This window comes from Microbacterium aurantiacum (genome assembly GCF_021654035.1).
GTDB classification, from domain to species: domain Bacteria; phylum Actinomycetota; class Actinomycetes; order Actinomycetales; family Microbacteriaceae; genus Microbacterium; species Microbacterium aurantiacum.
In genome coordinates this window covers 138250-161532 of sequence record NZ_JAJPDW010000004.1, presented here as the reverse complement: position 1 = coordinate 161532, position 23283 = coordinate 138250, and the positions used below count along the sequence as shown (strand labels likewise).

General features: G+C 69.3%; 23 protein-coding genes. 20 read left to right on the top strand and 3 right to left on the bottom strand.

The genetic code is table 11. The features are described from left to right. The first annotated feature begins 25 nt into the window (after positions 1 to 25). The 10 genes from LTL01_RS10675 (at position 26) to LTL01_RS10630 (ending at position 10892) form a co-directional block, all read left to right on the top strand. Positions 26 to 400 carry an SCO2097 family morphological protein gene (locus tag LTL01_RS10675; RefSeq protein WP_053547266.1) on the top strand — a complete coding sequence of 125 codons (375 nt, stop codon included), beginning with the start codon at positions 26 to 28 and terminating at the stop codon, positions 398 to 400. Between the two features lie 167 nt (positions 401 to 567). Next, complete coding sequence (gene mraZ, locus LTL01_RS10670; RefSeq protein WP_053547267.1) at positions 568 to 999, top strand: division/cell wall cluster transcriptional repressor MraZ; 432 nt, start codon at positions 568 to 570, stop codon at positions 997 to 999. A gap of 101 nt (positions 1000 to 1100) precedes the next feature. Continuing rightward, on the top strand, positions 1101 to 2054 hold the full coding sequence (rsmH, locus tag LTL01_RS10665) for a 16S rRNA (cytosine(1402)-N(4))-methyltransferase RsmH (RefSeq protein WP_053547268.1): 954 nt from the start codon (positions 1101 to 1103) through the stop codon (positions 2052 to 2054). Beyond that, entirely contained in the window at positions 2051 to 2650 is a 600-nt protein-coding gene (ftsL, locus tag LTL01_RS10660; RefSeq protein ID WP_053547269.1) for a cell division protein FtsL, read from the top strand. The genes rsmH and ftsL overlap by 4 nt, the downstream gene beginning before the upstream one ends. A 32-nt stretch (positions 2651 to 2682) precedes the next feature. After that, positions 2683 to 4470, top strand: coding sequence for a peptidoglycan D,D-transpeptidase FtsI family protein (locus tag LTL01_RS10655; RefSeq protein ID WP_236968546.1), 1788 nt, complete (start codon positions 2683 to 2685; stop codon positions 4468 to 4470). 25 nt (positions 4471 to 4495) lie between these two features. Continuing rightward, the gene (locus LTL01_RS10650; protein WP_236968545.1) at positions 4496 to 5908 is read left to right on the top strand and encodes a UDP-N-acetylmuramoyl-tripeptide--D-alanyl-D-alanine ligase; all 1413 of its coding nucleotides are present in this window, start codon (positions 4496 to 4498) and stop codon (positions 5906 to 5908) included. After that, positions 5905 to 7017, top strand: a complete 1113-nt coding sequence (mraY, locus tag LTL01_RS10645; protein WP_053547272.1) for a phospho-N-acetylmuramoyl-pentapeptide-transferase — start codon at positions 5905 to 5907, stop codon at positions 7015 to 7017. Before LTL01_RS10650 ends, mraY begins: the two co-directional genes overlap by 4 nt. Beyond that, on the top strand, positions 6999 to 8561 hold the full coding sequence (gene murD / locus LTL01_RS10640; protein ID WP_236968544.1) for a UDP-N-acetylmuramoyl-L-alanine--D-glutamate ligase: 1563 nt from the start codon (positions 6999 to 7001) through the stop codon (positions 8559 to 8561). The genes mraY and murD overlap by 19 nt, the downstream gene beginning before the upstream one ends. Continuing rightward, a complete protein-coding gene (gene ftsW, locus LTL01_RS10635) occupies positions 8518 to 9762 on the top strand; it encodes a putative lipid II flippase FtsW (protein WP_236968543.1) in 1245 nt (414 codons plus the stop codon). Before murD ends, ftsW begins: the two co-directional genes overlap by 44 nt. A 32-nt stretch (positions 9763 to 9794) precedes the next feature. After that, positions 9795 to 10892, top strand: coding sequence for a UDP-N-acetylglucosamine--N-acetylmuramyl-(pentapeptide) pyrophosphoryl-undecaprenol N-acetylglucosamine transferase (locus tag LTL01_RS10630; RefSeq protein WP_236968542.1), 1098 nt, complete (start codon positions 9795 to 9797; stop codon positions 10890 to 10892). On the opposite strand, the gene LTL01_RS10625 is transcribed toward LTL01_RS10630, so the two are convergent. Both LTL01_RS10625 and LTL01_RS10620 read right to left on the bottom strand, forming a co-directional pair. After that, positions 10882 to 11265 carry a GntR family transcriptional regulator gene (locus tag LTL01_RS10625; protein WP_236968541.1) on the bottom strand — a complete coding sequence of 128 codons (384 nt, stop codon included), beginning with the start codon at positions 11263 to 11265 and terminating at the stop codon, positions 10882 to 10884. The genes LTL01_RS10630 and LTL01_RS10625 overlap by 11 nt on opposite strands. 88 nt (positions 11266 to 11353) lie before the next feature. Further along, entirely contained in the window at positions 11354 to 11566 is a 213-nt protein-coding gene (locus tag LTL01_RS10620; RefSeq protein ID WP_236968540.1) for a hypothetical protein, read from the bottom strand. Between the two features lie 80 nt (positions 11567 to 11646). Between LTL01_RS10620 and murC the strand changes: the two genes are divergently transcribed. The 9 genes from murC (at position 11647) to LTL01_RS10575 (ending at position 19145) form a co-directional block, all read left to right on the top strand. Next, positions 11647 to 13059: a UDP-N-acetylmuramate--L-alanine ligase gene (gene murC, locus LTL01_RS10615; RefSeq protein ID WP_236968539.1), complete on the top strand. Its 1413-nt coding sequence runs from the start codon at positions 11647 to 11649 to the stop codon at positions 13057 to 13059. A gap of 237 nt (positions 13060 to 13296) precedes the next feature. After that, positions 13297 to 14052, top strand: coding sequence for an FtsQ-type POTRA domain-containing protein (locus LTL01_RS10610; RefSeq protein ID WP_236968538.1), 756 nt, complete (start codon positions 13297 to 13299; stop codon positions 14050 to 14052). Between the two features lie 164 nt (positions 14053 to 14216). Beyond that, the gene (ftsZ, locus tag LTL01_RS10605) at positions 14217 to 15356 is read left to right on the top strand and encodes a cell division protein FtsZ (protein ID WP_236968537.1); all 1140 of its coding nucleotides are present in this window, start codon (positions 14217 to 14219) and stop codon (positions 15354 to 15356) included. 13 nt (positions 15357 to 15369) lie between these two features. Beyond that, a complete protein-coding gene (locus LTL01_RS10600; RefSeq protein ID WP_236968536.1) occupies positions 15370 to 16086 on the top strand; it encodes a YggS family pyridoxal phosphate-dependent enzyme in 717 nt (238 codons plus the stop codon). Between the two features lie 32 nt (positions 16087 to 16118). After that, the gene (locus LTL01_RS10595) at positions 16119 to 16580 is read left to right on the top strand and encodes a cell division protein SepF (RefSeq protein ID WP_053547281.1); all 462 of its coding nucleotides are present in this window, start codon (positions 16119 to 16121) and stop codon (positions 16578 to 16580) included. A gap of 9 nt (positions 16581 to 16589) precedes the next feature. Then, the gene (locus LTL01_RS10590) at positions 16590 to 16892 is read left to right on the top strand and encodes a YggT family protein (RefSeq protein ID WP_053547282.1); all 303 of its coding nucleotides are present in this window, start codon (positions 16590 to 16592) and stop codon (positions 16890 to 16892) included. Between the two features lie 133 nt (positions 16893 to 17025). Further along, positions 17026 to 17637 carry a DivIVA domain-containing protein gene (locus LTL01_RS10585; protein ID WP_236968535.1) on the top strand — a complete coding sequence of 204 codons (612 nt, stop codon included), beginning with the start codon at positions 17026 to 17028 and terminating at the stop codon, positions 17635 to 17637. A gap of 4 nt (positions 17638 to 17641) precedes the next feature. Next, on the top strand, positions 17642 to 18223 hold the full coding sequence (gene lspA, locus LTL01_RS10580) for a signal peptidase II (RefSeq protein WP_272877976.1): 582 nt from the start codon (positions 17642 to 17644) through the stop codon (positions 18221 to 18223). Position 18224: 1 nt separating this feature from the next. After that, the gene (locus LTL01_RS10575; protein ID WP_236968534.1) at positions 18225 to 19145 is read left to right on the top strand and encodes an RluA family pseudouridine synthase; all 921 of its coding nucleotides are present in this window, start codon (positions 18225 to 18227) and stop codon (positions 19143 to 19145) included. Positions 19146 to 19158: 13 nt separating this feature from the next. On the opposite strand, the gene LTL01_RS10570 is transcribed toward LTL01_RS10575, so the two are convergent. Then, a complete protein-coding gene (locus LTL01_RS10570; protein WP_236968533.1) occupies positions 19159 to 19632 on the bottom strand; it encodes an NUDIX hydrolase in 474 nt (157 codons plus the stop codon). A gap of 178 nt (positions 19633 to 19810) precedes the next feature. On the opposite strand from LTL01_RS10570, the gene dnaE reads away from it, so the two are divergent. Continuing rightward, entirely contained in the window at positions 19811 to 23281 is a 3471-nt protein-coding gene (dnaE, locus tag LTL01_RS10565) for a DNA polymerase III subunit alpha (RefSeq protein ID WP_236968611.1), read from the top strand. Positions 23282 to 23283 lie beyond the last annotated feature (2 nt).

Here is a 23283-nt window from a genome sequence, read left to right as displayed (position 1 = left end):
AACCACAGCCTTTAGAGGGGGACGCATGCCACTCTCCGAACAGGAGCAGCGCCTGCTCGATGAGATGGAACGCCATCTCATGCGGAACGACGCCGATGTCGTCAGTGCGCCTCGCGACGGACGCACGCTCAGTTACCGGAACATCGTCTACGGCACGATCCTCGTGCTGCTGGGCCTCGGCGGACTCATCGTCGGCGTCTCGCAGCAGCTGATCGTGGTGGGCGTGATCGGGTTCGTCGTCATGCTGGGCGGCGTGATCTTCGCGGTCACTCCGGGCAAGGCATCCGGCAAGGCTCCGGCCGAGCCCGACGTGTCTCGAGCCCGGGCGCCGAAGCAGAGTTCCGCTTCCTTCATGGATCGCATGAACGACCGTTGGGACAAGCGTCAAGAAGGACGCTGACCCTCCTCTCTCCAACAAAAAGAGCACCGACCTTCGGGTCGGTGCTCTTTTTCGTGCGCCGTGGGGGAGGAGGGGGGATCCGGGGTGCGAATGGGTATCGAAGTGGAGGAAAGTGGAGTAAAGTGGCGTGAAACTTCGGGGCCGGACGAAGGGGGTGGGATGAGCCGATGCTGCTGGGCACGCACACTCCCAAACTCGACGACAAGGGTCGCGTCATCCTTCCGGCGAAGTTCCGCGACGACCTCGGGGACGGCGTCGTGGTGACCCGCGGGCAGGACCGCTGCCTGTACGTCTTCTCCACGGCCGAGTTCGAGCGCGTGCACGAGCGCATCCGCGAGGCCCCCCTCGCGAACAAGCAGGCGCGGGACTTCCTGCGCATGTTCCTCTCCGGCGCCAGCGCGGAGAAGCCGGACGGGCAGAACCGCATCACGATCCCCGTGCCCCTCCGTGCGTACGCGGGTCTCGGAAAGGACCTCGTCGTGACGGGCGTCGGTGCGCACGCGGAGATCTGGGACGCAGAGGCCTGGAACGCCTACGCCGAAGCGAACGAAGAGACGTTCGCCGAGCTGGAGCAGGAGGTGATCCCGGGACTCTTCTGAACCCTCGACCGTGACTCCCAGCCGCTTCGCCCTGACGCACTTCCCCGGCGCCAGGTCAGAGCGGATGGGGATCAGGGCCGAGGAACGGAACCCCCTTCATCATGAATCTCCGCGACATCCACACCCCCGTCCTCCTCGAGCGCTGCATCGAGCTCCTCGGCCCCGCCCTCGCCACCGACGACGCCCTCCTCGTGGACGCCACCCTGGGCATGGGCGGACACGCCGAAGCCTTCCTCGACCGTTTTCCGCGCGCCCGGCTGATCGGACTCGACCGGGACCGCGATGCCCTGCGGATCGCGGGCGAGCGGCTGTCGCGTTTCGGCGACCGGGTGCACTTGGTGCACACGGTGTACGACGGCATCGCGGACGCGGTGGCGTCCGTGGGCCTCGGCGCGCCGACGGCGATCCTCTTCGACCTCGGCGTCTCCTCCCTCCAGCTCGACGTCGCCGACCGCGGCTTCGCCTACTCCCGTGATGCACCGTTGGACATGCGGATGGACCAGAGCGCCGGGATCACCGCCGCCGAGGTGGTCGCCACCTACGGCGAGGGGGATCTTCGCCGCATCTTCGAGCGGTACGGGGAGGAGAAGCTCGCCGGACGGTATGCGCGGGCGATCATCGCCGCGCGGAACGAGCAGCCCATCGAACGGTCCGGTCGACTCGTGGACATCCTCGTCGCCGCGACCCCGCACGCCGTCCAGCGGGCCGGGCATCCCGCCAAGCGCGTCTTCCAGGCGCTGCGGATCGAGGTCAACCGCGAGCTCGCCGTCCTCGAGCATGCGATTCCCGCCGCGCTGGAGATCCTGCCCGTCGACGGCCGGATCGTCGTGCTGTCGTACCAGTCCCTCGAGGACCGCCTCGTCAAGCGCGAGTTCGCGGCGGTCTCGGCGTCCACCGCCCCGCGTGGCCTGCCCGTCGAGCTGCCCGAGCACGCGCCGCGCTTCCGGCTGCTCTCCAAGGGCGCAGAACTCGCGACCGAGGAGGAGCGGGCGGTCAACCCCCGCGCGACTCCCGTGCGCCTGCGCGCCGCCGTCAGAATCCGGGAGGACGCATGAGTGCCGCCGCTCAGCCGTGGGGGTCGGCGCTTCCTCACCGCGCCCCCGACGCACGACCGGACGGCATCCGTCCGCTCCGCGTCGTGGACGCGCCCGCGCGTCGCCGTCGCCCGCGGCGTGCGTTCGGCGTCATCGCCGTCGTCGGCGCCTTCGTGATCGCCGGGGCGCAGATGGCCTTGTCGATCCTCACGACCCAGGGCGCGTACGAAGTGGCCGCCCTCACTCAGCAGCAGCGCGATCTGACCTACCAGTCGCAGATCCTCTACGACGAGGTCGCGGGCCTGTCCTCGCCCCAGTACCTCGCGGCCAATGCGTCGGCACTCGGCATGGTGATCGGCGACGCGCCCAGCTACCTCCGGCTCAGCGACGGCGCCTTCCTCGGGGCGGGGGAGATGGCGGGCGGCTCGGCCTCGATCGATGCCGCCACGCGGGGAAGCGTGCCCAACGCCCTGATCACGGGAACCCCGCTCGTCACCGATCCGGACGCGACGATCGCCGGGGCCCCCGTGCTCGACGCGGTCATGGGTGCCGACGGCACGGTCTCCGACACGCCGCCGCCGATCACCGACGGGTTGCCCACACCGAGCACACACTGATCCCACCGGCCCGCCACGACGATGCGAGAGACATGACCACCCGCACCACCCGCAGCCCGCGCAGGCGCACCGTCGTCGCGCTCGCCGTGGTCCTCGCGGTGCTCGCGGGCTTCATCGTGCGTCTGGTCGACATCCAGATCGTCAACGCCGACGAGCATGTCGCTGATTCGATCGAGAACGCCCTCGGCGGCTCGCAGACGCTCTACGGCGCGCGCGGCGAGATCGTCGACGAGCAGGGAGACACCCTCGCCGGCAGCATCCTCCTCTACGACTGCCAGCTCGACCCGCTGCTCATCACGCAGATCGACACCCAGATCCTCGACGGCACCTCCTCCCGGCGCCCGTGGATCGAGGTCTCCGAGGACGTCGCGGAGATCACCGGGCAGGATGTCGCGGCGGTACGCGCCATCGTCGCCGACGCGCTGGCGGAGAACCCGGACTCGCGCTTCGCCTACCTCGAGCGCCGCGTGACCACCGAGCAGTACCGGTCGCTCGCCGATCTGGCGATGCCGTACATCGTGTGTGTGCCCCACCCGGCCCGCGCTTACCCCGACGGCGCGGTGGCGGGCAACCTCATCGGATTCGTCGGATCCGACGGTACGGCTCTCGAGGGCTACGAGCTCTCCGCCGACTCCTGTCTGGCCCCTACCGAGGGGTCGCGCACCTTCCAGCGGGGCAAGGACGGGGTCTTGATCCCGGGCACCGAGAAGGTGCAGCCCGCCGAGGACGGCGGCACCCTCGCACTCACCATCGACCGCGACCTGCAGTGGTATCTCCAGCAGCTCATCGGCGAGCAGGTGCAGGACATGGGCGCGCAGCGCGGCGGCATCCTCGTCGTGGAGACGAAGACCGGAAAGATCCGCGCGGCGGCGGAGTACCCGAGCGTCGATCCCAACGACCCGCTCGCGAGCGAGCTCGACGATCGAGGCAACTGGATCTTCCGCGGCACGTTCGAGCCGGGGTCGACCTTCAAAGCCCTCACCGCCGCCACGGTCGTGGACGCCGGGGGGCAGAACACCGAGTCGACGGTCGTCGCGTCGAGCCAGGAGACCTTCGCCAACGGGGCCCGGGTGCGCGACGCCTTCGCCCACCCCGCCTACGCCTACACCCTCACCGGCGTCCTCATCGACTCGTCCAACGCGGGCATCTCGAAGTTCAGCGAGAAGGTCGACGCGCAGACGCGGTACGACTACTTCCAGAGGTTCGGCATCGGGGAAGGCAGCGCCGTCTCGTTCTACGGCGAGGAGCAGGGTGTGCTGCGCCCGTCCGACCAGTGGGACAACCAGACGCTCTACAACACCTCGTTCGGACAGGGGCTCACCACGACGATGCCCGAGCTCGCCGGGGCGTACGCGGCGATCGCCAACGACGGCGTGCGGATGCCGCTCTCGCTCGTCGAGTCGTGCACCGCCGCCGACGGCACGGTCACCACGCCCGACCTGCCCGAGCCGGAGCGCGTCATCAGCGAGGATTCCGCGTCGCAGGTGCGGGCGATGCTCGAGAACGTCTTCCTGCAGGCGTCCTACTCGCCGCAGGTGGCGATCCCCGGCTACCGGGTCGCCGGCAAGACCGGAACGGGTGAGAAGGTCGACCCCGTGACCGGCGGCTACAAGTCCGGCGTCTACTACACCTCGATGGTGGGATTCGCCCCCGCCGAGGACCCAGAGTACCTCGTCGTGGTCACCCTCGACGAGCCGACGAAGGTAACATCGTCTGCGGCCAACGCGACGGCGTTCCAGAAGGCCATGACCCAGGTCCTCAAGACCTATCGCGTCATGCCCTCCACGACGTCGCCCGAGGTTCTGCCGAAGTTCGGATGAGCACTCCGACCCGGCCGGAGAACACATGATCCCTCTCACCATCGCCCAGATCGCCCGCGCCACGGCCGGCGACCCACTCCTTTCCGGTGACGACACGCTCGACACCGTCGTGTCGGGGACGGTCGACACCGACTCCCGCCTCATCCGCCCGGGCGACGTCTTCGTCGCCAAGCCCGGGGAGACCACCGACGGGCATCGGTTCGTGGCGACGGCGGCCGAGGCCGGCGCGGCGCTCGCGCTGGTCGAACGTCCCGTGGATGCTCCGCTGACGCAGATCGTCGTCGCGGATGCTGTGACCGCGCTGGCCGATCTCGCCCGCGCCGTCGTGGCCGACGTCCGGGAGCGCGGTGATCTGCGCATCGTCGGGATCACCGGCTCGAATGGCAAGACGACGACGAAGAACCTCCTCGCCCGGATCCTCGAGGGCGAAGGAGAGACCGTGTCGCCCCGGGCCTCGTTCAACAACGAGGTGGGCGCGCCGCTGACGATGCTCCGCGTCGGTGCCGACACCCGGTATCTCGTGAGCGAATTCGGTGCGAGCGCGCCGGGGGAGATCGCGCGCCTTGCGGGTCTCGTCCACCCCGACGTCGGCATCGTGCTCATGGTGGGGATGGCGCACGCCGGCGGGTTCGGCGGCATCGAGGCCACGTTCCACGCCAAGTCCGAACTCGTCCGCGCGGTCCGGGCGGGCGGACTCGCCGTCCTCAACGCGGACGACGCCCGCGTCGCGGCGATGGCACCCATCGCCGCGGAGGGCGAGGTGAACGTGCGGTGGTTCGGCCGCGGCGCCGACGCCGACGTCCGCGCCGAAGCCGTCAAGGTCACCGCGTCCGGCACCCACTGCACGGTGGTGGCGGACGGCGTCTCGGCGCCCCTGCACCTGCGCGTCCTCGGCGAGCATCACGTGATGAACGCCCTCGCCGCGATCGCCGCGGCAACGGCCCTCGGAGTGAGTCTCACCGACGCCGTGGCGCGCGTGGAGACACTGGAGCTCGCCGAGCGCTGGCGCATGCAGGCCCTCGGGTCCGAGCGGGTGCGCATCATCAACGACGCCTACAACGCCAGCCCCGACTCCATGGCCGCCGCGCTGCGGACCCTCGCGCAGATCACCCGCCCCGGCGAGCGCACGGTCGCCGTCCTCGGCGCGATGAGCGAGCTGGGTGAGTACGCGGAGGACGAGCACGACCGGATCGGGCTCCTCGCGGTCCGCCTCGGCATCCAGCGCATCGTCATCGTCGGGCCCGAGGCGCGGCGCATGTACCTCGAAGCGATCGCGCAGGGGTCCTGGGACGGCGAGGCGGTCTTCTTCGCCACGGCGGACGAGGCGTACGACTACCTGCTCGGCGAGCTGCGCGACGGGGATCGCGTGCTGGTGAAGTCCTCCAACTCGGTGGGGCTGCGGTTCCTCGGCGACCGTCTGGGAGAATCCTTCTCGTGAGATCCCTTCTGACCGCGGCGGCGATCTCGCTGGCATTCACCCTCTTCCTCACCCCCGTCTTCCTGAGGCTCTTCCGACGGTGGGGCTGGGGGCAGGTGATCCGGACCCCCGAGAACCTGCACAACCCCAGCCACGGGGAGAAGCGCGGAACGCCCACCATGGGCGGCACGATCTTCATCGTCGGCACGATCGTCGGCTACCTCGTCGGCGGCTACACCGGGAACAACCCGCCCACGATCTCCGGTCTCCTCGTCCTCTGGCTCATGCTCGGCTTCGGCACCGTGGGCTTCATCGACGACTATATGAAGGTGCGGCAGCAGCGGAGCCTGGGCCTCTCGGGCTGGCGGAAGATCGTCGGCCAGATCCTTGTGCTCGTGCCGTTCGCGATCGTGGCGCTGAACTTCCCCAACCAGTGGGGTCAGACGCCGGCATCCCCGTACATCTCGGTCTTCCGCGACGTACCCGTGCTGTCCTTCATGGTCCTCGGACCCATCCTCGGCTGGCTGCTGTATCTCGCCTGGATCTCCTTCATCGGCACGGCGTTCTCGAACTCCGTGAACGTCAGCGACGGCCTGGACGGCCTCGCCGCGGGCGCGGGCATCTTCGTCGCGGGCGCCTACAGCCTCATCGCCTTCTGGCAGTTCAACCAGGCCTGCTGGGGCGGTGAGGCGCTCTCCGCGACCGCGCAGCCCGCGTGCTACGCCGTACGGGATCCCTTCGATCTCGCGATCGTCTCCGCCGCGTTCGTCGGTGCGCTCGTCGGGTTCCTCTGGTGGAACGCGCCCAAGGCGAAGGTCTTCATGGGCGACGTGGGCTCGATGGCGATCGGCGGCGTCCTCGCCGCCATGGCGATCCTCACCCGCACCGAACTCCTCGCGGTCCTCGTCGCCGGCGTCTACGTCATCGCCTCCGGTTCGGTGATCCTTCAGCGCGCGTACTTCAAGGTGACCCGCGGAAAACGCCTCTTCCTCATGAGTCCCCTCCACCACCATCTCGAGATGCGCGGCTGGCCCGAGATCACGATCGTCGTGCGGATGTGGATCATCGCCGGGCTCCTCGCCGTCTCCGGTGTCGGTTTCTTCTACGTCGAATGGCTGACCCGCACGTGAGCGCCGAGCGTCTGCAGGGGCTGACCAGCTGGTACGCGGACTGGACGGGTCTGCGCGTCGCCGTCCTCGGCCTCTCGGTCACCGGCTTCTCCGTCGCCGACACCCTCGCCGAACTCGGCGCCGAGGTGCTGGTCGTCAGCGAGGGCGCCGACGAGCAGTACGCGCGCCTCCTTCCGGTCATCGGCGTCGCGGCATGGACCGGACCGCTCGACGAGGTTCCGGACGATCTGGTGGCGTTCGCCCCCGACGTCGTCGTCGCCTCGCCGGGATTCGCGCCGAACCACCCGCTCGTGCGGTGGGCGGAGGACGCGGGGATCCCGCTCTGGGGAGACATCGAGCTGGCGTGGCGCGTACGCGACAAGGTCGTCCGTCCGGACGGACGTCCGGTGGACTGGGTGCTCATCACCGGCACCAACGGGAAGACGACGACCACGCGGCTCACGGCCACGATGCTCGTGGCGGGCGGCCTGCGCGCCGCTCCGGTCGGCAACATCGGGACGCCCGTCCTCGACGCGATCCGCGACCCCGGGGGCTTCGACGTCCTGGTCGTGGAGCTGTCGAGCCACCAGCTGTGGTACCTCGGCCGCCAGGACTCGCCCGAGCCGGTCTCGCCGCACGCCGCGGTGTGCCTGAACCTCGCCGCCGATCACCTGGAGTGGCACGGTTCCTTCGACGCGTACCGCGACGCCAAAGCCCATGTCTACGACCGGACCCGCGTCGCGTGCGTCTACAACAAGGCCGATGCCGCCACCCGCGCCATGGTGGAGGACGCCGAGGTCGTCGAGGGTGCGCGCGCCATCGGTTTCGACCTGGGCGTCCCCGGCCCGAGCGACCTCGGCGTCGTCGACGGCATCCTGGTCGACCGCGCGTTTCTCGAGGAGCGGCGGACGAGCGCGCTCGAGCTCACCACGGTCGCCGAGCTCGACGAGGCGGGGCTGGCGGCTCCGCACATCGTCTCGAACATCCTGGCCGCGGCGGCGCTGGCGCGATCGCTCGACGTCGAACCCGCCGCCATCCGCGACGCCCTCCGCTCCTTCCGTCTGGATCCTCACCGCATCGAGGTCGTCGCGCGGCATGCCGGGATCACCTGGGTCGACGACTCGAAAGCGACGAATCCTCACGCGGCGGCGTCTTCGCTCGCCGCCTACCCGGGAGCGGTCTGGATCGTGGGGGGACTCCTCAAGGGGGTCGACATCTCCGAGCTGGTGGCCGCACGCGCCTCGTCGATCACCGCGGCGGTCGTCATCGGCGAGGACCGTACCGCCGTGGTCGACGCGTTCATGCGACACGCGCCGGGGGTGCCCCTGTTCGAGGCGGTCGCCGCTCAGACTGAAGACGTCATGGCGAGGGCTGTCGAACTGGCCGCCGGGATCGCGCGTGACGGCGACGTGGTCCTCCTCGCGCCGGCTGCGGCATCCTTCGACCAGTTCTCCTCCTATGCAGACCGCGGGCGCAGATTCGCCGCCGCGGTGCACGATCGGATCCGGACGGGAGCGCAGGGTGAGCACGACGCATCCCCGGAATCTCCCGACCTCGGCCCCTGAGCCCGAGCGTCGGGGGCTCTCCGCCCGGGTCAGCCTCGGCCGCGTGTTCGCGCCCGTTCCGAGCGAGTTCCTCCTCATCGCCTCCACGGCGCTGCTGCTGACCCTGTTCGGGCTCGTGATGGTGCTGTCGGCGACATCGGCGACGACGACGGCGGCGGGGGTGGCGCCGTGGGACGCCGCGGTCAAACAGCTCGTCTTCGCGGCGCTCGGCATCCCGCTGATGTTCATCGCCAGCCGTCTGCCGTTGGCGTTCCTCAAGCGCATGGCATGGCCGGCGCTCATCGGCGCGACCGTGCTGCAGCTCCTCGTGTTCACACCCCTCGGCGTCTCGAACGACGGCAACCGCAACTGGATCAACATCGCCGGCCTCCAGGCGCAGCCGTCGGAGTTCCTCAAGCTCGCCCTCGCGCTGTGGGTGGGGTACGTGCTCTATCGCAAGCAGACGCTCATGGCGCTGTGGCGTCACGTCTACATCCCGCTCGTGCCGGTGGCGGTGCTCGTGATCGCCACCGTTCTCGCCGGTCACGACCTCGGCACGGCGATGATCCTCGCCCTGCTTGTCCTCGGCGCCCTGTTCTTCTCCGGGGTCCGACTGCGCATCTTCGTCCTTCCCGCGCTCGGCGCCGCAGCGGCGGTGGCATACCTCGCCGTCGCGAGCCCCGACCGCATGCGGCGCTTCATGAGCTTCCTCAACACCGATTGCCTCTCGGATTACCTCAACGACTGCTACCAGCCGCTGCACGGCATGTGGGCGCTGGCCGGCGGCGGAGTCTTCGGGCTCGGGCTGGGGAACTCGCGGGAGAAGTACGACTGGCTCCCCGCGGCGGCGAACGACTACATCTTCGCCATCGTCGGCGAAGAGCTCGGCCTGATCGGCTGCGCGGTCGTGCTCGGTCTCTTCGCCCTCTATGCGGTCGGTGCGTTCCACATCATCCGCAAGACCGACGACCCGTTCGTGCGGATCGTCTCAGGGGCGATCACGGTGTGGATCGTCGGACAGGCGCTCATCAACATCGGCGTCGTGCTCCGCGTCTTCCCCGTCCTCGGAGTCCCGTTGCCCTTCATGTCGCAGGGGGGCACGTCTCTCATGTCGGTACTGCTCGCGAGCGGCGTGCTGCTGGCTTTCTCCCGAACGCTGCCGGACGTCGCACGGCGACGGGAAGCCGCGATCGCGGCGGCGCGACGTCCCCGGACGCGCTGAGCTCACAGCGTCCCGCCGGTAGGGTCGATGCGGTGACGACGTATCTTCTGGCCGGCGGCGGGACAGCCGGACATGTCAACCCTCTGCTCGCCTTGGCGGACGGTCTGCGCGAGCGGGAACCCGATGCCCGGATCCTTGTCCTGGGAACGCGGGAGGGTCTTGAATCCCGCCTCGTCCCGGCGCGCGGGTACGAGCTGCTGATCGTCGACAAGGTGCCCTTCCCGCGCCGCCCGGATCGCGCCGCGGTCGGCTTCCCCGCGCGTTTCCGTCGTGCCGTCGCTCAGGTCCGCGAGCACATCCGCGCGCATGGGGTCGACGTCGTCGTCGGGTTCGGCGGCTATGCGGCGGCTCCGGCCTACGTCGCCGCGCGTCGGGCCGGCATCCCCGTCGTCGTGCACGAGGCCAATGCCAAGCCCGGCCTCGCGAACGTGCTCGGTGCCCGCCGGGCCGCCGCCGTCGGGGTGGCCTTCGAGGGGACGCCGCTGCGCGGCGGTCGTTTCGTCGGGATGCCGCTCCGGCGCGAGCTGGTCGACCTCGACGTGGAGTCCGTGCGCCCGCGCGCGGCCATGGATCTCGGGCTCGACCTCGACCGCCCGACGCTGCTCGTCTTCGGCGGTTCGCTCGGCGCGCAGCGATTGAACGAGGCGTTCGGCGAGGGACACGACGCCGCGTGGCGGGATGTCCTGGACGCCGGCTGGCAGCTCGTGCACGTGACGGGGGAGAGGTCCGAGCTCACCGATCCCGGTGTCCGCGGCTACGTCGTCCGCCGCTACATCGACAGGATGGACCACGCCTTCGCGGCGGCCGACTTCGTCGTCTCGCGTTCCGGCGCGGCCACGGTGAGCGAGATCAGTGCACTCGGCCTCCCCGCGGTGTACGTGCCCTACGCCGTCGGGAACGGGGAGCAGGCGCTCAATGCGGCATCAGCAGTGGACGCCGGTGCCGCCGTCCTCGTGGACGACGCGGGGTTCGACGGCGACACGGTTCGGCGTGACATCGTGCCGCTCCTCATGGATTCCCCACGTCGCGCCGCGATGGCCGACGCCGCTGCGCGCGTGGGCACGCGACGCGGCACGGAGAATCTGATCGCGGTGGTCGACGAGGTCCTTGCGGCGCGCGTCACGAGGTGACGGGACCCCCGTCCGCGGCGGGCGATCGCAGCGCGGCGGTCACGAGGTCGACCGTGGTGGCCGCATCCACCCGCAGTGCCCGCATCTGCGCGACGAAGTCGGCGGCTGCGCGTTGCGCACGTCTCTCGGCCTCGTCGCCGCGGGGAGCGACGAAGGTTCCGTTGCGGCCTCGCGTCTCGATGAAGCCCGTCGATTCGAGTTCGCGATAGGCGCGCGCGACGGTGCCGGGAGCGATGCCCAGATCCTCGGCGAGACGACGGACGGTGGGCAGTCGGGATCCGGGCGCCAGCTCGCCCGACACCATCGCGTCGGTCATCTGTGTGCGGAGCTGCTCGAACGGAGGCACCGGGGAGCGCGGGTCGATGACGATCATGCCGGTCTCCCGCCGGCGATCGCACGCGGCGCGCGGGGGAGGAGGTCGGCGCGGAGTCGACCCTGCCCGACGGTCGCGAGTGCCGCGCTCATCCGCAGCGAGCGGAGTGCGTCGGTGCGGAAGAGTTCGACCAGGCCAGCTCGAGCCCGTCGGTCGCCGGCTGCGGATGCGCGAGGATCCGTCGCTCCATGGCGACGGTGGCCACCCGGACGGACAGCGCGAAGGCGAGGGCGAGGAATCCCACGCTGCGCCCGGATCGGGTCGCTGAGATCGATGACCATGCGTCTTTTGTATCATCCATGTATCAATGTGTCGACACACGCGCGGCTCTCCGCGCGCCCACAGGGGAGGCGGAGCGAGCGGACCTAGGATTGTCGGGCCATGATCAGACCCGACCTCAGCCTCCCGATCCCCGATCGCATCGACGCCGCCCACTTCATCGGGATCGGCGGTTCGGGCATGTCCGGACTCGCGCGCATGTTCCTCGCGCGCGGCATCCGCGTCTCCGGGTCCGATCGCGCCGACAGTGCGGTCCTGCGCGAGCTGGCGGCGCTCGGCGCGGACGTCCACATCGGTCACGATGCCGCCCACCTGCCCACGGATGCCGACACGGTCGTCCACACCGGCGCGATCTGGCCGGAGAATCCCGAACTCCTGCTCGCCCGCGAGCGCGGACTCGCCGTGATCCACCGATCCCAGGCGCTGCACTGGCTCATCGGCGGTCGACGCCTGGTCGCGGTCGCGGGGGCGCACGGGAAGACGACGTCGACCGGCATGGTCGTCACCGCCCTCCAGGGCCTCGATGTCCACCCGACCTTCGTCAACGGCGGTGTGATCGCGCAGCTCGGGGTCTCCAGCGGAACGGGATCGGACGACCTGTTCGTGATCGAGGCGGACGAGTCCGACGGGACGTTCCTCCTCTACGACACGGCGGTCGCCCTCGTCACCAACGTCGACCCCGACCACCTCGACCACTGGGGCTCGCGCGAGGCGTTCTTCGACGCCTTCGTGCGCTTCGCCGACCGCGCGTCGGAGGCGGTGGTGATCTCGTCGGATGATCCCGGGGCCCGGGAGGTGCGGACGCGCCTGTCCCATGAGCGAGTGATCACGTTCGGCGAGTCGGAGGACGCCACGGTACGCGTCCATGACGTCGACACCGAGGGCGGGCTCCGCTTCTCCTTGACGGCGGACGGCCGCACCCTCCACACGGAGCTGCCGGTGCCGGGAGTCCACAACGCGATCAACGCCGCGGGCGCGGTGGCGGTCCTCGGCGCGCTCGGCATCGGGCTCGAGGATGCCGTCCGTGCCGTCGGAGGCTTCGCCGGGACGGTGCGGCGGTTCGACCTGCACGGTGTGCGACGCGGTGTCAGCGTGTACGACGATTACGCGCATCACCCGACCGAGGTGGAGGCGGCCCTCGCGGGTGCGCGCAGCGTGGTCGGGACGGGTCGCATCATCGCCATCCAGCAGCCGCACACCTACTCGCGGACGCAGGAGATGTACCGCGAGTTCGCGGACGTGCTCGAGCGCTTCGCCGATCACACGGTCATGCTCGACGTCTACGGTGCCCGCGAAGACCCGGTGCCCGGTGTGACGGGCGAGCTCGTCAGCAGCGCGTTCCGCGACCCTTCGGCTGTGCACTATGTGCCCGATTGGCAGAAGGCGGCCGATTACGCCGCGTCCGTGGCGCGAGAGGGCGACTTCATCATCACCCTCGGCTGCGGCAACGTGAACCTCATCATCCCCCAGGTCTTAGGCGCCCTCGAGGATGTCGGCGACCGAGGCGGGCGCTGAGGAATGCGCCGGCCGACGCCTCTTCCACCGCCGGTCGACGACGGCGGCGCTCGGCGCGATCGGCCTGAGGCTTCCCCGGCTTCGGAGAGCGGCGCCCTCGAGGGCGGCGGCACGCCGACGGAGGAGTCGATCCTCGCCACGGTGATCCCGCTCGAGGCGGCGCCCTCCTCGCCCCCGTCGGCCTCGCCGCCGACATCCTCGGAGGATGAGCAGGCGCCGGCCCCCGGACCGGTGCGCATGAGGGACGTGTGGCGTGCCGCGCGAGCGCGGCGGAAGGCCCTGCGCGCCGAAGTCCGCCGGTTCACGGTGCGGCAGCGCCGGCGGCGCGCGGCGTGGCTGGGCGCGTGCGGCGCGGTTCTCCTCCTGGGCCTCGCCACCCTCGGCGTCGCCTACAGCCCGCTGTTCGCGGTCGAGCAGGTGCGGGTGATCGGTGCCGAACAGCTGGACGTGACACGGGTGGAGGCCGCCCTCGGCGATCAGATCGGGACACCGCTGCCCCTCGTGGACGCGGATGCCGTGCACGAGGTGCTGGCGGAGTTCCCCCTCATCGAGACGTACGCGATCGAAGCGCGTCCGCCGCATGAGCTCGTCGTCCGTGTCGTGGAGCGCACGCCCATCGGCGTTTTCGAGAGCTCCTCCGGGTTCACCCTCGTGGACGCGGCCGGCGTGGTGCTGTCCACGACGGCTGAGACAGGGCCCGGGACCCCGATCCTTCGGATCGACGGGGGTGCGCAGGGGGACGCGTTCGACGCGGCCGGACGGGTCGTCCGCTCCCTTCCGGCGGACATCGCGGCGCAGGTGACCGAGGTGGAGGCTTCCACCGCGGACGACGTCACCCTCGTGCTGGGTGCGACCGCCACGCGGGTGGTGTGGGGGAGTGCCGAGGACTCGGGGCTGAAGGCCGTCGTCCTCGAGGCGGCGATGACCGCCCGCCCGCCGGCGGACGTCCGCGTCTACGACGTCTCGTCCCCATCATCCGTCGTCTTCAGCTGACCCGCGCAAGACATCCGGAGGCGATGTCGCGACACGCCCAGGTCGGTGCGGGCGCGGTGGGGAGCGCGGCCTACCTTCGAGCTAGGAATTGCATACCGGGTAATTCTTTATACCTCAACGAGAAGTTGAAGGTTACGCAGGTTTAGGGCGCTACGGAGGCCGGCATGAGCCAGAACCAGAACTACCTCGCTGTCATCAAGGTGGTCGGCGTGGGTGGAGGCGGCGTCAACGCCGTCAACCGCATGATCGAGCTCGGGTTGCGCGGGGTGGAGTTCATCGCGATCAACACGGACGCTCAGGCACTGCTGATGAGCGACGCGGATGTGAAGCTCGACGTCGGACGCGAGCTCACGCGCGGCCTCGGTGCCGGCGCCGACCCCGAGGTCGGTCGCCGCGCCGCAGAGGACCACACCGAGGAGATCGAGGAGGCCCTGCGCGGAGCCGACATGGTCTTCGTGACCGCGGGCGAGGGCGGCGGAACCGGTACGGGCGGAGCGCCCGTCGTCGCCAAGATCGCCAAGTCGATCGGAGCGCTCACGATCGGTGTCGTGACCAAGCCGTTCTCCTTCGAGGGTCGCCGCCGCCAGAGCCAGGCCGAAGCGGGTGTCTCGCGACTCAAGGAAGAGGTCGACACCCTCATCGTCGTTCCGAACGACCGCCTCCTGGAGATCAGCGACCGCGGGATCTCGATGATCGAGGCCTTCGCCACGGCGGACCAGGTGCTGCTGGCCGGTGTGCAGGGCATCACCGACCTGATCACCACGCCGGGTCTGATCAACCTCGACTTCGCCGACGTCAAATCGGTCATGCAGGGCGCGGGTTCGGCGCTCATGGGCATCGGCTCCGCCCGCGGTGCCGATCGCGCGATCAAGGCTGCCGAGCTGGCGGTCGAGTCGCCCCTGCTCGAGGCCTCGATCGAGGGGGCGCACGGTGTCCTGCTGTCCATCCAGGGCGGGTCGAACCTCGGCATCTTCGAGATCAACGACGCCGCCCAGCTGGTGAAGGAGGCCGCGCATCCCGAGGCCAACATCATCTTCGGAACCGTCATCGACGACACGCTCGGCGACGAGGTGCGCGTGACGGTCATCGCCGCCGGCTTCGACGGCGGCGAGCCCCAGGCGCGGATCGAGCCGATCACCGCGGCCCGCGTCATGACGCCTCCCGCCATGCCGGCGGCCGTCCCCGAGACCCCGGCGCCCGAGCGCGCCGAAGCGGCACCTGTGCCCGTGAGCGTCACCGCGGACACGAGCTACGACTCCGCCTTCGGCGATGACGACCTCGACATCCCCGACTTCCTGAAGTGACGCCGATCCAGCCGTGATCGATGCTTCCGCTCGCGACGGCGCCGAGACCCTGACCGGTCGTCTCGGCGCCGTCGACGCGCGCATCACCGCGGCGGCACGCGTGCACGGCCGGGACCCGGCGGAGATCACCCGGATCGTGGTGACCAAGTTCCACCCCGCCTCTCTCGTACGGGAGCTCTACGCGGCGGGTGTCCGGGACGTCGGCGAGAACCGCCAGCAGGAGCTGAGCGCGAAGGCGGGCGACCTCGCCGACCTCGCCGACTTGCGCTGGCACTTCGTCGGGCAGGCTCAGACGAACAAGGCCCGCGCGATCCGGTCCGCCGCCGCCGCCGTGCACTCGGTGGATCGGCCGCGGATCGCCGACGCTCTGGACGCGGCCGCCGAGACGACGGGGAACGACGTCCTCGACGTCTTCCTCCAGATCAACCTCACCGACGATCCGGGGCGTGGCGGTGTCCATCCCGACGGTCTCCTGGCCCTGGCCGAGCATGTCGTGGGCCTGGGCGCCCTGCGCCTGCGAGGCGTGATGGCGGTGGCGCCTCTAGACGAAGAGCCGGCGCGCGCTTTCGCGCGCCTCGCCCGGATGTCCGAGTCCGTCCGGGGCGTGGCGCCGTCCGCCTCCGCGATCTCGGCGGGGATGACCGGCGATTTCGAAGAGGCGATCGCCGCCGGCGCGACACACCTGCGCATCGGCTCGGCAATCACGGGTCCGCGCCCGCTCCGCGGTTAACCTCAGAACAGATGAGCACAACGGAGGATGCGATGTCGAACCCGCTCAAGAAGACCATGGTGTACCTGGGTCTGGCCGACGAGGAAGAGGTCTACGAGGAGCCGGCTCCGCAGCCGACGAATCGGAACAAGACCGCCACCGTCGAAAAGGCCGCTCCCGTGACACCTCTCCACCGTCCCGCCGTGGTCCGTCAGCCCGCGCCCGCGACCGTCAGCGAAATCCTGACCGTCCACCCGAAGCAGTACCGGGATGCGCAGACGATCGCCGAGAACTTCCGCGACGGCATCCCCGTCATCATCAACCTGTCGCAGATGAGCGACGCCGACGCGCGCCGTCTCATCGACTTCGCCAGTGGGCTGTCTCTCGGCCTGTACGGACGGATCGAGCGCGTCACCAGCAAGGTCTTCCTGCTCTCGCCGGAGAACGTCGCGGTGTCGGGCGACGGCGCCGTCGCGCATGCCGACGCGGACGCCGTGCCCTTCACGCAGCCGTAGTCTGGCTACGTGGCCGTCGTCCAACTCATCGCATCGATACTCAACTTCCTGCTTCTCCTGTACGTCTTCGTGCTGTTCGCCCGACTCGTGCTGGAGTGGATCCCGATCTTCAACCGCGAGTGGCGTCCGCGTGGAGCGGGGCTCGTCGCGGCGGAAGTCGTGTACACCGTCACGGACCCTCCGATCCGGACCTTCCGTCGCTTCATCCCGCCGTTGCGTGTCGGCACTGTCGCGATCGACTTCGGCTTCGCGCTGACGATGTTGCTGTGCTTCATCCTGCTCAGCGTGACGCGGAGCATCGCCGGGGCCTGATCACCACACCGCCGCGGTCGGCGTCTTCGACAGTGTCCGCACCCGGCGACTATGCTTTCCAGATACGACCGGCCGCCCAGGTCGGCCGCCCGGACATCGGCCAGCGACCAGAGCGCTCGAAAGAGGAATCACCATGGCATTGACCCCGGATGACGTCGTCACCAAGCAGTTCCAGCACGTTCGCTTCAAGGAGGGCTTCGACCCGGACGAGGTCGACGACTTCCTCGACGAGATCGTCGTTGAATGGCGTAAGACGATCGCGGAGAACGAGGAGCTGAAGGCCAAGCTCGCCGCGTACGAGTCGGGCTCCGCGCCGGAGGAGGCCGCCGAAGAGGCGTCCGTCCCCGCCGAGGAAGAGAAGCCCGCGCCCGCCGTCGAGGCTGCTCCGGCTCCGGAGGCGACGAGCTCCACTGCTCCGAGCGCCGCCAGCGCCGGCATCATCGAGCTCGCCCAGCGCCTCCACGACGAGCACGTCGCGGAGGGGCGCGCACAGCGCGATCAGCTCATCGCCGACGCGCAGGCGCAGGCTGCGTCGATCATCTCGGAGGCCGAGACCCGCGGACGCGAAGAGGTCGCACGCCTCGACCGCGAGCGCGCCACGCTCGAGAACCGCATCTCCGAGCTTCGTCAGTTCGAGCGCGACTACCGCTCGCAGCTGCGCAGCTACATCGAGGGGAAGCTCCGCGACCTCGAGACGACGGCGACGACGTCCGGCGCGCAGCCGGTGTCTGCCATCGGCCTGTAAGAACTTGGCGGCGAAAAGACCGCTTCGTCGTTCGGCGGCCGGCGCCCTCATCGCGATCCTCGCGGTGACGGTGCTGGCCGCCGATCAGTTCACGAAGCACCTGGCCCTCGAGAACCTCCCGTACGCGGAGACCGTGCCGGTCCTCGGTGACTTCCTGTCGTTCTACCTCATCGGCAATCCCGGTGCCGCCTTCTCCTTCGGCGAGGGGGCCACGTGGGTGTTCACGCTGGCACCCGCCATCGTGGCCGTGATCATCGTCTGGCTCGCGGCGACGCGTGTGTCTTCCCGTCTCTGGGCGGTCGGGCTGGGCCTCCTGCTCGGCGGCGTGCTCGGCAATCTCACCGATCGCCTCATCCGTGAACCGGGCTTCGCCGTGGGGCACGTGATCGACTTCATCAACACCCCGTGGATGTGGCTCGGATTCCCTCCTGCGATCTACAACATCGCCGACATCTTCATCGTCTCCATGATGATCGGTGTCGCCATCCTCGTCGTGTCCGGCCTCCGGATGGACGGCACGAGGGAGAGCCGCGCCGTCGAGGAGGATCCGGCGTCGGACGCCGACCCCGCGGGTCGGGCCGGCTGATATGGAATCCCGGAGTCTTCCGATCCCCGACGGGCTGGACGGCGCGCGCGTCGACGCCGCGCTGGCGAAGATGCTCGGCTTCTCCCGCTCCTTCGCCGCCGAGGTCGCCGACGGCGACGGCGTGCGGATGGACGGCCGAGCGATGTCCAAGTCGGACCGTCTGCGTGCGGGAGCGTGGCTCGAGGTCTCCTGGACCCCGCGCGCCGAACCCCGAATCGTTCCGGTCGCCGTCCCGGACCTCGGCGTCGTGTACGACGACGACGACATCGTGGTCGTCGACAAGCCGACGGGGGTCGCCGCGCACCCGTCCGTCGGCTGGGACGGGCCGACGGTCCTCGGGGCCCTCGCCGCCGGCGGATACCGGATCGCGACGACCGGAGCGGCGGAACGCCAGGGAGTCGTCCACCGCCTCGACGTGGGAACGAGCGGGCTCATGGTGGTCGCCAAGACGGAGTCGGCGTACACCGCCCTGAAGCGCGCATTCAAGGAGCGCGAGGTCGAGAAGATCTACCACGCGGTCGTGCAGGGGCACCCGGACCCGCTGTCCGGCACCATCGACGCACCCATCGGGCGGCATCCGTCGCACTCGTGGAAGTTCGCCGTGACGCCGGACGGCAAGGACTCGGTGACCCACTACGAGACGCTTGAGGCCTTCCGCGGCGCGGCCCTCCTCGAGATCCACCTCGAGACCGGACGCACCCACCAGATCCGGGTGCACATGGCGGCGCACCGCCATCCGTGCGTCGGCGATCCGCTGTACGGAGCAGACCCGACGCAGGCCGCGCGTCTCGGACTGACGCGGCAGTGGCTGCACGCGCACCGGCTGGCCTTCACCCACCCGGCGACGGGGGAGTGGTCCACGTTCGAGTCTCCCTACCCGGCAGACCTCGCCGGCGCGCTGGACATCCTGCGCAACGGATGAGGCCTCAAGGGCGTCAGCGGCCGCCTTCGAAGCGAGCCGGGTCGTCTTCGGCCATCGCGTGCGCGATGCGACGCCGCATCTCCGCGGACACCGCGTCGAGGTCGTGGAGGTCGAACCAGCCGACGTCCGTCATCTCCCCGTCCACCGGCTCGGGCGTCCCGGAGACCCACGTGCATCGGAAGGTCAGATCGAGGTAGTCCGCCTGGTCGCCGTTCCCGTAGGTGATCCGCGGGATCTGGTGCACCCAGGCCAGGCGATCGACGTGGATGACGACGCCCGCCTCCTCCCGCGCCTCGCGTGCGGCCGCATCCGCCGGCTCCTCGCCGGGACCCACGATGCCGGTGATCGGTGTCAGGGCGCCGTTGTCGCTGCGTCGGCCGAGCAACACCTTCTCGTCGCGGAAGATCACCGCCGTGACCCCCACCAGCGGGAGCGGACGGGTTCCGATGTGCCGACGCAGGTCGAGGACGAAGTCAGGGGTCGCCATCCCCTCACCCTAGGGTGCGTGCGTGCCGAGTCTCACCCTCTGGTTGAGCGTCAGGTGACCTGGGCGCGGGATTCCACGGCAGGCGAGGACGGGCCGCGGAGCACGTCGGCGACGTTCGTAGACTCGAGGGGTGGCTGCCGACTCTTTCGTTCACCTGCACGTGCACAGCGAGTACTCGATGCTCGACGGAGCGGCGAAGATCGGAGCGATGACCCAGGCCGCCGCCGACTACGGCATGCCCGCCATCGCCGTCACCGACCACGGAAACACCTTCGCCGCATTCGAGTTCTACAACGCCGCGAAGGCGGCGGGGGTGAAGCCGATCATCGGGCTGGAGGCCTACGTCACGCCGGGGACGCATCGCAGTGACAAGTCCCGCGTCGCGTGGGGGAGTCCGGAGCAGAAGAGCGACGACGTCTCCGGGTCGGGTGCCTACACCCACATGACGATGTGGAGCCACAGTACAGAGGGCATGCACAACCTCTTCCGACTGAGTTCCCTGTCGAGCATCGAGGGGTACTACTTCAAGCCGCGTATGGACCGGGAGCTGCTCCAGACGTACGGGAAGGGTCTCATCGCCACGACGGGCTGCCCGTCGGGCGAGGTGCAGACGCGTCTGCGCCTCGGGCAGTACGACGCGGCGCGCGCGGCCGCGGCGGAGTTCCAGGACATCTTCGGCAAGGAGAACTACTTCGCCGAGATCATGGATCACGGGCTCTCGATCGAGCGGCGGGTGATGAGCGACCTCATCCGCCTGTCGAAAGACCTCGGCATCCCCCTGGTCGCCACGAACGACTCCCACTACACACACCAGCACGAGGCCGACGCGCACGCGGCGCTCCTGTGCGTCCAATCGGGCTCAACGCTGGACGATCCGAACCGGTTCAAGTTCGACGGCGACGGCTACTACATCAAGACGGCGCAGGAGATGCGCCAGATCTTCCGCGAGCATCCCGAAGCGTGCGACAACACCCTGCTGATCGCGGAGCGCTGCGAGGTCGAGTTCAACACCAGCGCCAACTACATGCCCCGCTTCCCCGTGCCCGAGGGGGAGACCGAGGACAGCTGGCTGGTGAAAGAGGTCGAGGCCGGCCTGCACTACCGCTACCCGGACGGCATCCCGGACCGCGTGCGCCGCCAGGCGGAGTACGAGACCGGCATCATCCTGCAGATGGGGTTCCCCGGCTACTTCCTCGTCGTCGCCGACTTCATCAACTGGGCCAAGGACAACGGCATCCGCGTCGGCCCCGGGCGGGGCTCGGGTGCCGGCTCGATGGTCGCCTACGCGATGCGCATCACCGATCTCGATCCGCTCGAGCACGGCCTCATCTTCGAGCGCTTCCTCAACCCCGACCGCGTCTCGATGCCCGACTTCGACGTCGACTTCGACGACCGGCGCCGCGGCGAGGTCATCGACTACGTGACCGAGAAGTACGGCTCCGAGCGCGTGGCGCAGATCGTCACCTACGGCACGATCAAATCGAAGCAGGCGCTCAAAGACGCCGGCCGGGTCCTCGGATTCCCCTTCAGCATGGGGGAACGGCTGACCAAGGCGATGCCGCCGGCCGTGATGGGCAAGGACATGCCCCTGAGCGGCATGTACGACAATCAGCACCCGCGCTTCAAGGAGGCCAGCGAGTTCCGCGCGCTCATCGACGGCGACCCGGAGGCGAAGACCGTCTTCGACCGTGCTCTGGGGCTCGAGGGCCTCAAACGCCAGTGGGGTGTCCACGCGGCGGGCGTCATCATGTCGAGCGAGCCCCTCCTCGACATCATCCCGATCATGCGCCGCGAGCAGGACGGGCAGATCGTCACCCAGTTCGACTATCCGTCGTGCGAATCCCTCGGGCTCATCAAGATGGACTTCCTGGGGTTGCGCAACCTCACGATCATCTCCGACGCCCTCGACAACATCCGCACCAACCGCGGAGAGGAGCTCGATCTCGAGCACCTGGAGCTCGACGACCGCGCCGCCTACGAGCTGTTGGCACGCGGCGATACGCTCGGCGTCTTCCAGCTCGACGGCGGTCCGATGCGATCGCTCCTGCGCCTGCTGAAACCGGACAACTTCGAAGACGTCTCCGCCGTCATCGCGCTGTACCGACCCGGTCCGATGGGCGCGAACTCGCACATCAACTACGCGCTGCGCAAGAACGGGCAGCAGGACGTCACCCCGATCCACCCCGAGCTCGAGGAACCGCTGCGCGAGATCCTCGACATCAGCTACGGCCTGATCATCTACCAGGAGCAGGTGATGGCGATCGCGCAGAAGGTCGCCGGCTTCTCCCTGGGTCAGGCCGACATCCTCCGCCGGGCGATGGGCAAGAAGAAGAAGACCGAACTCGACAAGCAGTACGAAGGCTTCTCCGGGGGGATGAAGGAACGCGGATTCGGGGAAGCTGCCATCAAGGCGCTGTGGGACATCCTCCTGCCGTTCTCGGACTACGCCTTCAACAAGGCCCACTCCGCGGCGTACGGGTTGGTCTCGTACTGGACCGCGTACCTGAAGGCCCACTATCCCGCCGAGTACATGGCGGCGCTGCTCACAAGCGTCGGAGACTCCAAGGACAAGATGGCGGTCTACCTCAACGAGTGCCGCCGTATGGGCATCAAGGTGCTCCCTCCGGATGTCGGTCAGTCGATCCGCTTCTTCGCCGCCGTCGGTGACGACATCCGCTTCGGCCTCGGCGCCGTGCGGAACGTCGGCACCAACGTGGTCGACGGAATCGTCGCGTCGCGGGGGGACGGGGGATTCGCGAGCTTCCACGACTTCCTGGCGAAGGTCCCGGTGCACGTGGCCAACAAGCGCACGGTGGAGTCCCTCATCAAGGCGGGCGCCTTCGATTCCCTCGGGTCGACGCGGCGCGCGCTCATGGAGATCCACGAGGATGCGACCGAAGCCGCCGTGCTGGACAAACGCCGCGAGGCGCACGGCGAGGTCGGCTTCGACTTCGACTCGCTGTGGGGAGACGACGAACCCGCGCAGGCACAGAAGGTGCCCGAACGCCCCGAGTGGACGAAGAAGGACAAGCTGGCGTTCGAACGCGAGATGCTCGGTCTGTACGTCTCCGATCACCCGCTCGCGGGCCTGGAGATCCCGCTGGCCAAGCACGCATCGACCAGCATCCACGATCTCCTCGCGTCGGAGACGATCGACGACGGTGATCAGGTGACCGTCGCCGGGCTCGTCACCAGCGTCCAGCACCGCGTGGCCAAACAGAGCGGCAACCCCTACGGGATGATCACCGTGGAGGACTTCGACGGCGAAGTGACGGTCATGTTCATGGGCAAGACCTACACCGAGTTCTCCTCGATGCTGCAGGCGGACTCGATCCTCGTGGTGCGAGGGCGCGTCTCGCGCCGCGACGACGGGCTGAACCTGCACGCCCAGTCCGCCTTCGTCCCCGACCTCGGCGCCGTCGACATCACGGGGGCGCTGACCCTCCTGATGCCGGAGAACCGTGCCACCGAGCGCGTCGTCGGAGAACTCGCCGCCGTCCTGGGGCGGCATCCGGGAGACACAGAGGTCACGCTCAAGCTCCACAGAGGTCGTGCGGCCAAGGTGTTCGAGGTGCCCCATCCGGTTCGGGTCACCGCTGATCTGTACGGAGAGCTGAAGGGGCTGCTCGGGCCGCAGTGCCTCGGGTGATC

What these genes read in the sequence shown, in the direction of transcription:
- LTL01_RS10625 (WP_236968541.1), bottom strand. Translation starts at nt 11,265, where the DNA reads ATGATCGTCATCGACCCGCGCTCCCCGGTGCCTCCGTTCGAGCAGCTC.
- LTL01_RS10650 (WP_236968545.1), top strand. Translation starts at nt 4,496, where the DNA reads ATGATCCCTCTCACCATCGCCCAGATCGCCCGCGCCACGGCCGGCGAC.
- LTL01_RS10570 (WP_236968533.1), bottom strand. Translation starts at nt 19,632, where the DNA reads ATGGCGACCCCTGACTTCGTCCTCGACCTGCGTCGGCACATCGGAACC.
- mraZ (WP_053547267.1), top strand. Translation starts at nt 568, where the DNA reads ATGCTGCTGGGCACGCACACTCCCAAACTCGACGACAAGGGTCGCGTC.
- LTL01_RS10585 (WP_236968535.1), top strand. Translation starts at nt 17,026, where the DNA reads ATGGCATTGACCCCGGATGACGTCGTCACCAAGCAGTTCCAGCACGTT.
- ftsL (WP_053547269.1), top strand. Translation starts at nt 2,051, where the DNA reads ATGAGTGCCGCCGCTCAGCCGTGGGGGTCGGCGCTTCCTCACCGCGCC.
- ftsZ (WP_236968537.1), top strand. Translation starts at nt 14,217, where the DNA reads ATGAGCCAGAACCAGAACTACCTCGCTGTCATCAAGGTGGTCGGCGTG.
- rsmH (WP_053547268.1), top strand. Translation starts at nt 1,101, where the DNA reads ATGAATCTCCGCGACATCCACACCCCCGTCCTCCTCGAGCGCTGCATC.
- LTL01_RS10655 (WP_236968546.1), top strand. Translation starts at nt 2,683, where the DNA reads ATGACCACCCGCACCACCCGCAGCCCGCGCAGGCGCACCGTCGTCGCG.
- LTL01_RS10675 (WP_053547266.1), top strand. Translation starts at nt 26, where the DNA reads ATGCCACTCTCCGAACAGGAGCAGCGCCTGCTCGATGAGATGGAACGC.
- LTL01_RS10610 (WP_236968538.1), top strand. Translation starts at nt 13,297, where the DNA reads ATGAGGGACGTGTGGCGTGCCGCGCGAGCGCGGCGGAAGGCCCTGCGC.
- murD (WP_236968544.1), top strand. Translation starts at nt 6,999, where the DNA reads ATGGCTGACCCGCACGTGAGCGCCGAGCGTCTGCAGGGGCTGACCAGC.
- murC (WP_236968539.1), top strand. Translation starts at nt 11,647, where the DNA reads ATGATCAGACCCGACCTCAGCCTCCCGATCCCCGATCGCATCGACGCC.
- LTL01_RS10595 (WP_053547281.1), top strand. Translation starts at nt 16,119, where the DNA reads ATGTCGAACCCGCTCAAGAAGACCATGGTGTACCTGGGTCTGGCCGAC.
- LTL01_RS10575 (WP_236968534.1), top strand. Translation starts at nt 18,225, where the DNA reads ATGGAATCCCGGAGTCTTCCGATCCCCGACGGGCTGGACGGCGCGCGC.
- LTL01_RS10620 (WP_236968540.1), bottom strand. Translation starts at nt 11,566, where the DNA reads ATGGATGATACAAAAGACGCATGGTCATCGATCTCAGCGACCCGATCC.
- dnaE (WP_236968611.1), top strand. Translation starts at nt 19,811, where the DNA reads ATGCTCGACGGAGCGGCGAAGATCGGAGCGATGACCCAGGCCGCCGCC.